This window comes from Micromonospora palomenae (assembly GCF_007829925.1).
GTDB classification, from domain to species: domain Bacteria; phylum Actinomycetota; class Actinomycetes; order Mycobacteriales; family Micromonosporaceae; genus Micromonospora; species Micromonospora purpureochromogenes.
On record NZ_VIXA01000001.1, the window covers coordinates 211,231 to 223,883 of the forward strand.

Below are 12,653 nucleotides of genomic sequence, written 5' to 3' on the forward strand. Positions count from 1 at the left end.
AGCGTTCATGCGGGCACTCCGGTGGGAGACGGGGTGTGGCCCAGGCGGGTTCCGCCCGACGCGGGGCTGCCGCCCTCGTTGTCCCACACCGCGTACACGTCGGAGCCGGTCGTCGTGGTCGCGCCCCGCGCGGTCGGTTCGGCGGTGAGGATGTCGGGTGTGCGCCTGAGGTTGGCCGGGTCGGCGGCGGCGGCCATGGCCCGCTCGGCTGTCGCAGGTGCCGTGTCGGGTGGGACGACGAGCAGGTCGAGTTGGTCGTCGCGGCCGGTGGTGGCTACCAGCAGGGCGGGATCCAGGGTGTCGAACCAGCCGATTCGGACCACGTCCGACCGGACGGTCAGTCGACGGAACCGGCTGTCCCAGGTGTGGATGTTGAGCATGATGTGCCGGATCCGGCCATACCGTTCAGACAGGGCGAGGACGAGACCGGGGAGTTCCGCCGCCAGGTTCCAGGAGCGCGGCCACCACGCACCGTCCACGACCGTCCGGCCTTTGACGGGAGCGAGGGACAGCCGAGGTTGGGCGGGCGGCGGAGGGATCACAGTGGTGGGCATGGCTCACCTGTCCTCGCGGTAGGTGCGCGGCGTGGCGCGACCGGTGCCGGTCGCCGTCCGGGAGTGCGGACCAGGGTCGGACCGGGCGCCGGGACGGCGCTGCAGCATCCGGAGCTGCACGATGCGGGCGGTGCCGGGGAGGGCGACGAGCAGGATGCCGAAGACAGCAGCCAGCAGCAGGGCCACTCCGACGGGCAGGTGGCCGTGCGCACCGAGGAACGACACCTCGGCGCGCTGGCCGTTCTGCAGTACGAAGATCAGGAGCAGCAGGAGCACGAACGCGAACAGCACGGCGGCGACCCACAGGCCGCCCATCCGCGAACGCTTCACCGTTGGGCGGCCGGGCGTGGGCCATGGAGGGGAGGCGTTGTCACGGCTGGTGGCCGGGGGGCCGGGTGAGGATTGTGCTGCGGTGCGGTCATCACGAACCGCCACCCTCCGAGGAGCAGCTGATATGCCTGAATGCGGTGGGAGCCAGCGCAGGCATGGGCGCTGGCGGGTGGGTGACGCAGCGTCCGGTCCGGAGGCATCGGTGCGACGAAACCGGCGACCGTCGGGGCGTACGAGGTGACCAGGTGGTCTGGTGCGTCGGGCGGCCAGCACGGGGACCTCGATCAGTGGGGTGCGTCCGTCGGCGGCGAACTGTCAGCCACCGGGGTCCCGAGCGACACCTGTCATCGTACGCTTCCGGATGCCCATCGGCGACCGTGCCGGCAGTCGCCGTCGGGGCTCGGCGCTGGCGGGTGCCACATCGCGCAGAGGGCGCAATCCAGGAGTAGCGTGTGAGCCGTCGCCCGGGTTGCCGGTTGGCCACAAGACGAATGTCCGCGCAGGACGACGGGTCGGAGCCAATCGTGGACGATCTGACGAGCCGTACGCCTCGCCGTTTCCGAGCGGCGTCCCGGTGGACGCGGGGCGCCCGCCCGGCTGGCGTCGCCGGGGCGTGGCCGTCCCCGTCAGGGCCGGCCGATGAACTCCGAACGTAGGATCCGGCTGTGGGCACTGATCGCCAACGTCGCCCAGGGCGGGACGGTCGGGGTTGACCATGTCTGCGCTGTGTCGGTGTCGGCCACCGGCGTGGACGCCGCCGCCGTCGCCGTGACGCTGCGCGCCACCCCACGCGAGGTGCTGTACGCCAGCGACCGCACCGCCTCGGACCTGGAGGAGCTGACCCTGACCCTCGGTGAGGGTCCGTGCGTGGACGCGATCACCGGCGGCCCGGATCTGATCGCCGATCTGGCAGCCCCCCAATGTCGGGCCCGCTGGCCGGCGTTCGCCCCGGCGGCGGTGCTCGCCGGGGTCCATGCGGTGTTCGCCCTGCCGCTGCAGGTCGGCGGGATCCGCCTCGGCGTGCTCGACCTCTACCGCGCGCGCTCCGGCGGCCTCGACGGCGAACAGTTGGCCGACGCGCTGGCCTTGGCCGACACGGCCTGCGCGGTGCTGCTGGACGGCGGGGAGCGCGACCGGTCGGCCCCGGACGAGGGTCGGCCGGAGCAGGTCGGCTCGCAGCATCCCGAGGTGCACCAGGCCACCGGTATGGTCACGGTCCAGTTGGGGGTAACCGCAGCGGTGGCCCTCATTCGGTTACGTGCCTTCGCCTACTCCCACGACCGACGCCTCCGGGATGTGGCAGGCGACGTGGTCGCCCGCCGGCTGCGTTTCGATCCCACGGACGACACACCGGTTGGCAGGGCGGGCTGAAGCCCGCGCTGTGGCCGTCGTGAGGCGGGGCAGGGACCACGACCCGGGGCCGTCAAGGAGCCGGCGGGACCATCGTAGGACGAGGGTGAGTGACATGGCTGAGATCCAGTTGTCCGACGTGTTCGTGGAAATGGCCGACACACTCGTCGACGATTTCGACGTGCTTGAGTTCCTGCACGTGCTAACCGAACGATGTGTCCAGCTGCTCGGTGTCTCGGCGGCCGGACTGCTGCTGACCGACCAGCAGGGCACCCTGCAGGTGGTGGCCGCGTCCTCGGAACGCACGAGGCTGCTGGAGCTGTTTCAGCTGCAGACCGACCAGGGGCCCTGCGTGGACTGCTTCCGCACCGGCCGACCCGTGTCGGTGGTCGACCTGTCCGCCACCGGTCGGTGGCCCCGGTTCACCGTCGCCGCGGCCGAGGTCGGGTTCGCAGCGGTACACGCCCTGCCCATGCGCCTGCGCTCCGAGGTGATCGGCGCGCTGAACCTCTTCGACAGCCAGCCGGGCGCACTTGACGAAGGCAGGCTCCGGATCGGCCAGGCACTGGCCGATGTGGCCACCATCGGCCTGCTTCAGCAACGCGCCATCCACCGCCGCGACATCCTCACCGAACAGCTGCAGACCGCGCTCAACAGCCGTGTCCTGATCGAGCAGGCCAAGGGTGTCCTCGCCGAGCGCCTCCAGGTGGACGTGGGAGAGGCCTTCGCGCTGCTGCGCAGCGGCGCCCGCAGTCACAACCGGCGACTGTCCGATCTGGCCCAGGCGATCGTCGACGGGTCCGAGCTGCTCCCGCCCGAACCGCCTGCCGGGCGACCTGGCTGAGTGCCGGCTCAGCACATCGCCGGTCGGGCGCCCCGTGCGGTGGTCCAGTCCCACGGTACGGATTTCGCGGTGCCCGCCCGGACGATCGGGCGTACGGTGAGGCTGTCGCCCGGGTCCCCGGTGGCCGTCGATCTCGCCGCCACCAGCCCATAAGGGGCTTCAACAATGGTCATTCCCCTCCCGACCGTTTCCCGTACTCGGCTGCTTCAGGCACCGGGAACCCGCGAACAGTTGTTGCGTCGACTCGCGGCCCTGGACCGCGACGATCCCGCTCGCGCGAGGCTCCGGGCCCGGATCATCGAGAACGACCTGCCGATGGCCGGCCGACTGGCCCGCCGATACGTCGGACGCGGGGAGCCGTACGACGACCTGGCGCAGGTCGCCGCGCTGGCCCTGGTCAAGGCCGTCGACGGGTTCGACGTCGAGCGAGGTCTGCCCTTCTCCGGCTACGCGGTCCCGACCATCCTCGGCGCCCTCCGCCGCCACTTCCGTGATACGACATGGGACATGCGGGTACCCCGCCAGGTCCAGGAACTGAACAACAGGATGCGCGCCGTCACGGAAGAATTGACGCAGCGGCAGGGCCACCACCCTAGTGCCGCCGAACTCGCCGACCAGCTCGAGGTGGGCGTCGACGAGATCCTGGCCGCCGTCCTCGCAGGGCAGGCCTACCGGCTGGTGTCTCTCGACGCGCCACACCACCGCACCGACGACTTCGAGACCCTCGCGCTCATCGGGGCCGTCGATCCCGGTTTCGCCCAGGTGGACGAGCGCCTCGCGCTTCGGCCACTCCTCGCTGCCCTTCCCCTGCGTGAGCGTCGGATCCTCACGATGCGGTTCCACGACCACCTGACCCAGAAGCGGATCGCCAACGAGGTCGGACTGTCGCAGATGCATGTCTCCAGGCTGCTGAAGCAGTCCCTGACCCGACTCAGGACCCGGCTCGGCTGACCGGCCGCCCTTCCGGCGACACCCAGACAGGGGTCAGGCGCTCAATGATCCAGAGAGGAACGCCATGGCTGCTGGCCCCGTCGTTACGACCGATCCCTCCACGATCCTCGCAGGGAGCTCCGCGCCCGCCCGGCTCGGCGTGTGGGTGAAGCGGGGCGTCGCACTGCGCGCCTTCCGGCTGAGAGTGTTCCTGCTGGTGGCCGCCCTGCTCCTGCCGCTGCTGCTCACCGTCGTGCTCGGTGACCGTTGACCCCTGCGGCGGCTCATGCCCAGGCCGGATCGGCCAACTGTCGGAGCCGCAGGATCCCGGTCAGGGCCAGCGGTGGGGCAATGGTTCGTGTCGCCCTCGGACACGAACCATTACGCCACGGTGCGCGCTGAAATCCACTGCAGCGCGCACCACCCACATCAGGCCAGCGCCCCGACGGCCTAGCGACCCCGGAGCCGACCGTGCGCTGCCAAGACCAGATGCGCGGATCTGCCGCCGACCGCCGCGCGGTGAGCAGCGGACGCGGGACTCGACGTCCGGTCGTGCCGATGAGCGGACACCGCGTAGACAGCTGGTGCGACACATGACGCGAGAATCGGCGCTAACGGGTCACCGCTTTTGCGCCGCAGGCAGCGTCTTGCACACGCACGCCTTGTTGCCGTCCTGGTGGGCGATCACCGTGTACGAGGGCGCCCGGCTGTCTTCGACGATGATTTCGATGGCTGGTACCGGTGCGGGCTCAGCACGACGTTCCGGGCCTGTTCGGACGCCGCCCGTAGCGCCTCGGCCGCACGACGGGACGTGCCATGACCGTCGGCCGGTCCCGAGGCGGCACCCCGGGCGGACTACCAGTAGTTGGGCTGGTCCAGCGGGCCGCGCTCCGGCCGCGGCGCTGTGAACAATGTAACCAACATGGGGTAGACGCCGGTGAATCTTGTTAGGATTTCGCATTTCTTCAGGTCGCCGCCATTGAAGAAGGGATCCGTCCGAATGAATATTGTGGACATCGCGCGCTATCCACTGGCCGACCCGGGAAGCGACGCATGGGAACGCGTCGTTTCCCGAACGCGCACCGAACTGCGCGAACTCGGGTGCAGCGTGCTGCCGGAGTTCATTCTGCCGAGCAGCTGGGAGGCGCTGCGGCGGGAAGGCGCCGGGGTCGCCCCGCTGGCGTACTACGACGTTGAGGAGACCAACGTCTACAACATCGCGTTCGACGACGACCTGCCGGCCGAGCACCCGGGCCGCATCGTCATGCGGCGCGGCAACGCGTTCGTCCCGCGCGACCGGATCCCCACCGACAGTGTCATCCACCGGCTCTACACCGACCCGTCGTTCGTGCGCTTCGTCGCCGCCTGCTTCGAACTCCCGGAGCTGCACGAGCTCGCCGACCCGCTGTCCGGCCTGGTGCTCAACGTCGTGCAGCCCGGCATGGAGCACCCGTGGCACTTCGACACCAACGAGTTCACCGTCAGCATGCTGACCCAGGAGCCGGAGGAGGGTGGCGTCTTCGAGTACTGCCCGAACATCCGATCGGCGGGCGCGGAGAACTTCGGCGCCGTCCGTTCGGTGCTCACCGGCGCCGACCGCTCGCCGGTGCGGGCCCTGACCCTGCGCCCCGGTGACCTCCAGCTGTTCAAGGGCCGTTACGCGCTGCACCGGGTGAGCGCGGTGCGCGGCGCCACCGCCCGGCACTCGGCGATCTTCGCCTACTCCGAACGCCCCGGCGTGATGGGCAGCGTCGCCCGTACGCGGCAGCTGTTCGGCCGGGTCCTGCCCGCGCACCGCGACGCCGAGCGCAATGCCGTGCGAGTCGACCAGTTGCTGGATTAGCAATCGCGAGGAGCCGCCCCCGTGCGTTTCGACCGGACCGGAAAAGTTTCCCTCGACGGCATCTACACGCAACCCGATCCCCGCGCCTATTTCACCACCCTGCGTGAGCTCGACTATTACATTCCCCAACTCGCCAAGCCCTATTTCCAGCAAATCATCGGGCAGTACCGCCAATCGCGGCAGGTGGCCGTCCCGACCGTCGTCGACGTCGGCTGCTCCTACGGCGTCAACGCGGCGCTGCTGCGCTGCGACGCCACCATGGACGACCTGTACGACCGCTACGCCGGCGCCGAGTGCACCCGGCAAGCACTGCTCGAGCGCGATCGTGAGCTGGTCCGGGCGCACCGGTCCCCGGCCCGGTTCGTGGGGCTGGACGTGTCCCGGCCGGCGCTGGGGTACGCATCGGCGGCCGGGTTCCTCGACGACGCCGTGCAGGCCGACCTGGAGGCGCGCGAACCCACGGCGCGGCAGCGCGCCCTGTTCGCCGGTGCCGACATCGTGATCTCCACCGGATGCCTCGGCTACGTCACCGGCCGGACGCTCGTGCGCGTGGTCGGCTCCCGCCGGGACCGGCTGCCGTGGATGGCGCATTTCGCGCTGCGGATGTTCCCGTTCGAACCGATCGCCGACAGCCTCGCGGCCCTCGGTTACGACACGGTGCGGGTGGACCGGACGTTCCGGCAGCGCCGTTTCGCGTCCGACCGGGAACAGCGGCAGGTGCTGGAGACGATGTCCGCCGCCGGCGTTGATCCGGAGGGTCTGGAGACCGACGGCTGGTTGTACGCTCAGCTCTACGTTTCCCGGCCCATCGGCACTCCCGACCCCTTGACCTTTGACGTTGACCAGTCACTGGCCCAGAAGGCCGCCCGATGAGCAGCGAATTCCAGGAGACCGAGTGAAGACGTTCGAAAACGAGGACACGCTGCCGCGGGTGCCGTTGCCCGCGCTGGAGGACACCTGCGCCCGGTTCCTCGAGTGGTCTGCGCCGCTGCTGACGGAGGAAGAGTTCGCCGACACCGAGGCCGCGGTGCAGGAGTTCGGGCGGGCCGACGGTCCGGGGCCGAAGCTGCACGCCGATCTGGTGCGGTACAACGCGGATCCGGCCACGCACAGCTGGTTGGACACGTTCTGGCCGGCGCGCTATCTCGGTCGCCGGGACCGGATCGCGTTGAACGCCAACTTCATCTTCCTGTTCCGCGACACGCCGTTGCGCGGTCTCGCCGAGCCGCAGGTGGAGCGCGCGGCGAGGCTCATCGCCGCCGCCGTGAACTACAAGACCCAGCTCGACGACGAGCGCATCCCGCCGATCGTGACGCGCGGGCAGCCGTTGTCGATGGAGCAGAACAAGTTCCTGTTCTCGACCACCCGCATCCCGGGGCCGGTGCAGGACACCGTCCGAGCGCCGTACAGCGACGAGATGCCAGGCCCGTCGACGGCGCGGCACATCGTGGTGTTTCAGCGCGGCAACGCCTTCCGAATGGACGTGGTCGGTCCGGACGGGCGCCCGTACTCCCTCGACGACCTGGCGGCCGGCCTGCGTGAGGTGCAGAAGGCCGGTGCCGCGCGGGCAGCGACGGCCACCGCGGCCGGTCATCTCACCACGATGGCCCGGGCCGAGTGGGCGGCGGCCAGGGACCGGCTGGCGGCACTGGATCCCGGTAACGCCGCGGCGCTGGACACCATCGAGACGGCGCTGTTCTGCGTGTGCCTGGAGGACCTGACGCCGGCCGACGACCTGGCGGCCTGCGACCAGTTGCTGCACGGCGACAGCGGCAACCGGTGGTTCGACAAGGCGGTGTCGCTCATCGTGTTCGCCGACGGCACGGCCGGCATCAACGTCGAGCACTGCGGGCTGGACGGCACCACCATCCTCAGCTTCGTCGACACGATGCTGGCCGCGTCGCCCGAGGAGCACGCCGCGCAGTCGGGTGCGGCGGCGCAGGGGGTGCCGGCGATCGAGCCGGTCACGTTCGTGCTCGACGACGCGCTGCGGGCCGACATCGCTGCCGCGGCACGGTCGTTCGCCCAATACGGCGCGGACACCGCCACCGTCGCCCTGTCCTTCGACGAGTTCGGGGTGGACGAGGTCAAGCGGCTGCGGATGTCGCCGGACGCGTTCGTGCAGGTGGCATACCAGCTCGCGCACAAGCGGGCCAAGGGCTTCATCGGCGCCACGTACGAGTCGATCGCCACCCGCCAGTACCGGCGGGGGCGGACCGAGGCGATGCGCGTCGTCACGCCCGAGGTGCTGCGGTTTGTGTCCACGATGGACGACTCCGCCGCGTCACCCGACGAGCGGCGCGCGGCGTTCCGGGCCGCGGCCGACAAGCATGTCGAACGGGCGAAGCAGTGCCAGGCCGGTGCGGCACCGGAGCAGCACCTGTGGGAGCTGCAGCTGATCCAAAAGCGGCGTGGGGCGGCGCTCGGCGTGCCCGAGTCGTCCCGGCTGTACGAGACGCCGGGGTGGCTCAAGATGCGCGACGACTACCTGAGCACCAGCTCGGCGCCGTCGACCAGCATCCGTTACTTCGGGTTCGGGGCCACCAGCAGTCGCTGCATCGGGATCGCGTACGTGCTGCTGCCGGACCGGTTCAACCTGTACCTCAGCACCCCGCGCCCGGTCGCCGGCATGATGTACGCGTTTGCCGACCGGCTCCGCGAAGCGTTGCGTGAACTGCGCGACCTGCTCGACGAGCGGTAGCCCGGGTCACGGGTCCGCCGCCGGCCGCTCGATCTCCGCGATCTGGTGGTCGAGTGGCGGCGGACCCGGTCCCGCAGCGCGTCCCAGGTTTCGGCGGCGAGCCCACGACAGATCGGCCCGCGCGTCTTCGGCCGGCACTCGGCGGTGCGCGGCTGGCTGGCGGTCGAGGACGAAGTCGGCTGCTTGAGGATGCGCCACACGCCGTGAGCGTGCCCAGTTGACCGCCGGGCCGTGGGAGCAGGTTGGGAGCGCCTGGGGTTCCCGGTAGAGAATCGGGCACCCGGGGGATGGGGCACACCCTGGTCCTCGTCGTCGAAACCGTCCCGCGGGCTGTCTTCCGACAGGTCGAGCGGGCCGCCGGGCCACGGCTTCCCAGAAGAGGAGGTCGCGCACCCCGACCTCCGAAGGAACAGGCGTCGGTGGTCGGGGTGCTGTTACGGCAGAGCCTCAGTCCGGACGTACCGGTCGGCGTCAGGTGCGGGGTGCGGCCACGGCGGCCTGGGCGTCGACGATGCCCCAGCCGTACATCGGCGTGTAGATACCGCGAAGTCCGAGGACCGGGGTGCGGGCCGTGCCCATCAGCGTCGAGTACACATTTTCAAGGCTGCGCTGTTGGGCGAACAGCAGGGCCGCGACTCCCGATACGTAGGGCGTGGCCATCGACGTGCCGGCGTAGGCGTCGTAACTGCTCTGTCCGCAGCCGGCTGAGCCGGCGCCTACCGGGACGCTGGACCACACGTCGTCGTCGCAGTTGACAAGGCCAGCGCCGCCGGGGGCGGCGACCGCCTTCAGGTCAGCTTTCACGCCCAGGTTGGAGTACCACGCCTTCACCTCGTTCCGGTCGGTGGCGGCGACGCAGAGGGCACCGGATTCCCACGCTGGAGTGCCGCAGAGCGGTGCCGTCTCGTTGCCGGCGGCGGCGATGACGGCGACACCCTTCGCCTGCGCGTACGCGATCGCCTCGGTCGCGGCGGACTCAACGCCGGTGAGGGTGAGGGCCTGGGAGCCCGGCAGTGCCCCGAGGCTCAGGTTGACGACCTGGGCACCGTTATCGGCGGCGTAGCGGATGCCCGCGGCGATGTCGGCGAAGCTGCCACTGCCCGCCTCCAGCACCTTGATCGGCATGATTTTCGCGTCGGGGGCGGCCCCCGCGACGCCGACGCCGTTGCCGGTGGCCGCCGCCGCGATGCCCGCAACGTGGGTGCCGTGCTCGTCACCGGCGTCGGGCCTGCCGTTGGGGCCCCGCCAGTCGCCGTTGCCGCAGGAGGCCGAGCCGCAATCGATGAAAGTCGCCCCGGGCACGAGCTTGGGCGCCAGGTCCGGGTGGCTGAGGTCGACGCCGGTGTCCACAACCGCGATCACCACCCCGGCTCCCGTGCTGGTTGCCCAAGCCTGTTCGGCGTGGATCTGCCGCAGGCCCCATTGCTTGTCGTACAACGGGTCGTTGGCAGCCGCCTGAGCGGACGTAGCGGCGACCGCCACCAGGGCGGCGGCCACCGCGGTGCTGGCGAGTAACCGGATGATCGACATGGGCTCTCCTCGGGATGCGACAACGCTTCATCTATGAATCGTTGATCACGTGCGAGACGCAACAACGCGCCTCGTGGAGGTCGCCGGAACCGGGGATCGTCAGCCGGACAGGCCGCTGGTTCGAGGTGCTGCACGACGCGCGCGCCCGGCAGGCGCGCTGGCGGCGGATCCAGAGTCTGGCTGGCAGCGCGTCTTCGCCGACCCGCAGATGCGTTCCGCCTGCGAGCCCTGTCGGTTGCGGCGGCCGCCCGCGACACGGTCCGGGTGGCCCGCACGCTCCGATGCTTCCTGTGCCTGTTCCTGCCCCTGTGGATCGCCGTCTCGGTGTACCTGATGGCACCGCTCGACGTTTCGTCCGGGCAGCGGATCGTGGCAACGGGACTCGCCTTGACTTGTCGTCTCGGCAGTCGGGCTGGCGCTGGCCCGACCAGGCGCCGGGGCCTGGAGGTTGCCTGTGGCGGTCACCGCGCCGGTGCTGGGCCTGGTGGTCACCGCCGGCAACGGGATCGGCCCGGTGCTGCGGCCGAACGCACTCCTGGAAGATGCCGCCGGCCAGCCCACCGATATGTCGGCCGGGCTGCTCCAAGTCAGACGAGGTCGTGGTGGCCGCAGGGGTAGAGGGACTGCCGCAGGTACGCGGCGGTGCGGGGCCGGCGGGCGCCTCGGACCTCCAGCACGGCGGCGGCCGCGTCGCAGCACGGCGTGACACGTCGAGGCCGCCAATCATCCGGCCGCCAATCCGAGCGGCGTAGGAGGCGATGACGCGGTTCCGGGCTGACCGGGTGTTGGATCCGCATGAGCTGAACGGCCTGTGGTGCGCGGCGCGAAAGGCGACCGAGCCGGACGTGGGCATCGTGGACGGCCGGGATGGTAGCCGGGAATAGCCGAGGAGCCCGCCGACCAGGACGGTTGGCGCGGCTCGCTCGTTGCTGCTGGTAGTTGCGGTGCGAGGGGGTGACCAAGGTGAAGTGCTGCTTCTGCGGCCGGCGCTGGCTGCTGCCGTGGGCGTGCGGCCGGTGTCGTCGAACCCGCCGCGGCTGGCGGCGCGCGTTCCTGTCGACCGCAGCCCGCCCTGTCACATCTACACGCCGCGTCGTCAGCAACCCGACGTCCGACGGGCCTGACTGCCCGTGACCGGTACGGTGCCCGGCATGGTTCGCACCCACCACCTCGCCGCCGTCTTGCTCCTGGCCACCGCTGTGCTGGCCGGCTGCTCCAGCGACAAGGACCCGGAGTCCGCCGCGTCATCGTCGAGCGCGGCAGCCAGCAGCGCGCCGACTACCGCTGCCGCACCTCCGGTCGACGGCGGGTCCTACTCCAGTCCGCTGGTGCTTCTCGACGCGCTTAGCAAGGGTGGCAGCACCTGAAGGGCCTATCGGAAAAGGGGGCCCGGCCAGGGTGGCCTGGCCCCCTTTCGACCTGCGGTGGAGCCAGGGGCTCGCCGGGTCAGATCCGGGTTAGTCGTACGGCGTCGGCGATGATCAGGCCGCTGGCCGAACTCCACCGGCTCACGGCCACCCGGTTGGCATCGCCCGCCGGGAGCGCGAACGTGCCCAGGGAGCGCCACTGCCCACCGGTTGCCCGCTGGTCCACGTAGACCGTCCGGTTGCCGGTGGTGGTGGCGACGATGTACGGGGCCGCGCCGTTGTAGCCGGAGTTGGCCGGCCACCAGGCGTCGACGCGGTAGTTGCCTGCCGCCGGGACGTTGAACTTGTACCAGGCGGCGTCGCTGGCGGCGACGGGGTCCGCGTAGCGGTAGTCCGCCCCGTAGCGCTGCCCGGAGAACGTGGAGACACCCCAGTTGGCGCTGGCAGTGAACCGGCCCGCGGTGGCGTTGTCCACCACCGAACTCCATGCCGTCCCGCCGCCGGCCATCTTCGCGGCGACGTCGGCCCGCATCACGTTCAGGTCGATGAAGGACGGGTCGATCTTGCCGGTGGTGCTCGTCTCCCGGTGGCCCCGGGCGTAGCTGGCGTCCCTGCCGAGCCGGGTGAGCACGGCGGCGGTGGCGGCGATCGACGCGTTGTACTGCGCGGCGGTCATCTCCTGGTTCACCCCGTTGTAGTCGATCTCCCAACCGATCATCAGGGTGTTTCCGTCGCCGGCGGGGATCGGCCCGCTGCCGCCGCTGGTGCCGGCATGGTTGCATCGGCCGGCCGAGATGACGTGGAAGACCCCGTGGTAGTCGACGAGGGCCTGGCAGAGCGGCCCGGGCAGGTCGGAGCGGCCGTTGATGCAGATGTTGAGTGCCGGGTGCGGGTTGCTGGCGCTGGAGGTTGCCGCGGTGTGGTGCCACAGGACGCCGATGGGGTCGAAGGAGCCGGGACGCATTCGGTTGAGCCAGTCGCCTTCGACGACGACCTGAACGCCAGCGGCCCGCAGGACGTCCACCAGCCAGGGGATGGTCGCCATCAGGGCCGTCCGAGCAGATCGGCGAGGCATTCGACCTTGGGTGCGGCGTCCGCCGGGGCCGGTCGGACGGCGGCGGTCAGGGCGGAGGCGGTCAGCAGTGCTGGAATGCCGAGCACGCCTCGACGCCGCAGACGGATTGATCGTGCTGTTGCCATGGCG

12 protein-coding genes are annotated in these 12,653 nt (G+C 70.6%); 8 read left to right on the forward strand and 4 right to left on the reverse strand.

The genetic code is table 11. The annotated features are described in order from the left end of the window. Positions 1-5: 5 nt before the first annotated feature. Both FHX75_RS00900 and FHX75_RS00905 read right to left on the reverse strand, forming a co-directional pair. Complete coding sequence (locus tag FHX75_RS00900; protein ID WP_281290784.1) at positions 6-554, reverse strand: DUF5994 family protein; 549 nt, start codon at positions 552-554, stop codon at positions 6-8. 3 nt (positions 555-557) lie between these two features. After that, complete coding sequence (locus tag FHX75_RS00905) at positions 558-869, reverse strand: lipopolysaccharide assembly protein LapA domain-containing protein (RefSeq protein WP_211364281.1); 312 nt, start codon at positions 867-869, stop codon at positions 558-560. Between the two features lie 654 nt (positions 870-1,523). On the opposite strand from FHX75_RS00905, the gene FHX75_RS00910 reads away from it, so the two are divergent. From FHX75_RS00910 to FHX75_RS00945, 7 genes are all read left to right on the forward strand, one after another. After that, positions 1,524-2,255: a GAF and ANTAR domain-containing protein gene (locus tag FHX75_RS00910; protein ID WP_154936189.1), complete on the forward strand. Its 732-nt coding sequence runs from the start codon at positions 1,524-1,526 to the stop codon at positions 2,253-2,255. A 94-nt stretch (positions 2,256-2,349) separates the two neighbouring features. Beyond that, positions 2,350-3,078: a GAF and ANTAR domain-containing protein gene (locus tag FHX75_RS00915; protein WP_154936190.1), complete on the forward strand. Its 729-nt coding sequence runs from the start codon at positions 2,350-2,352 to the stop codon at positions 3,076-3,078. Between the two features lie 165 nt (positions 3,079-3,243). Beyond that, the gene (locus FHX75_RS00920; protein WP_154936191.1) at positions 3,244-4,029 is read left to right on the forward strand and encodes a SigB/SigF/SigG family RNA polymerase sigma factor; all 786 of its coding nucleotides are present in this window, start codon (positions 3,244-3,246) and stop codon (positions 4,027-4,029) included. Between the two features lie 64 nt (positions 4,030-4,093). Continuing rightward, a complete protein-coding gene (locus FHX75_RS00925; RefSeq protein ID WP_154936192.1) occupies positions 4,094-4,279 on the forward strand; it encodes a hypothetical protein in 186 nt (61 codons plus the stop codon). Positions 4,280-5,008: 729 nt separating this feature from the next. Continuing rightward, positions 5,009-5,851: a HalD/BesD family halogenase gene (locus FHX75_RS00935; RefSeq protein ID WP_154936193.1), complete on the forward strand. Its 843-nt coding sequence runs from the start codon at positions 5,009-5,011 to the stop codon at positions 5,849-5,851. 21 nt (positions 5,852-5,872) lie between these two features. Further along, positions 5,873-6,724, forward strand: coding sequence for a class I SAM-dependent methyltransferase (locus FHX75_RS00940; RefSeq protein ID WP_154936194.1), 852 nt, complete (start codon positions 5,873-5,875; stop codon positions 6,722-6,724). A gap of 22 nt (positions 6,725-6,746) precedes the next feature. Continuing rightward, positions 6,747-8,552, forward strand: a complete 1,806-nt coding sequence (locus FHX75_RS00945) for a choline/carnitine O-acyltransferase (RefSeq protein WP_154936195.1) — start codon at positions 6,747-6,749, stop codon at positions 8,550-8,552. Positions 8,553-9,023: 471 nt separating this feature from the next. On the opposite strand, the gene FHX75_RS00950 is transcribed toward FHX75_RS00945, so the two are convergent. After that, entirely contained in the window at positions 9,024-10,082 is a 1,059-nt protein-coding gene (locus tag FHX75_RS00950; protein ID WP_154936196.1) for a S8 family serine peptidase, read from the reverse strand. 1,151 nt (positions 10,083-11,233) lie between these two features. On the opposite strand from FHX75_RS00950, the gene FHX75_RS00955 reads away from it, so the two are divergent. Further along, positions 11,234-11,449, forward strand: coding sequence for a hypothetical protein (locus tag FHX75_RS00955; protein WP_154936197.1), 216 nt, complete (start codon positions 11,234-11,236; stop codon positions 11,447-11,449). Between the two features lie 79 nt (positions 11,450-11,528). Here FHX75_RS00955 and FHX75_RS00960 read toward each other — a convergent pair whose 3' ends face one another. Continuing rightward, entirely contained in the window at positions 11,529-12,494 is a 966-nt protein-coding gene (locus FHX75_RS00960) for a golvesin C-terminal-like domain-containing protein (protein WP_154936198.1), read from the reverse strand. Positions 12,495-12,653 lie beyond the last annotated feature (159 nt).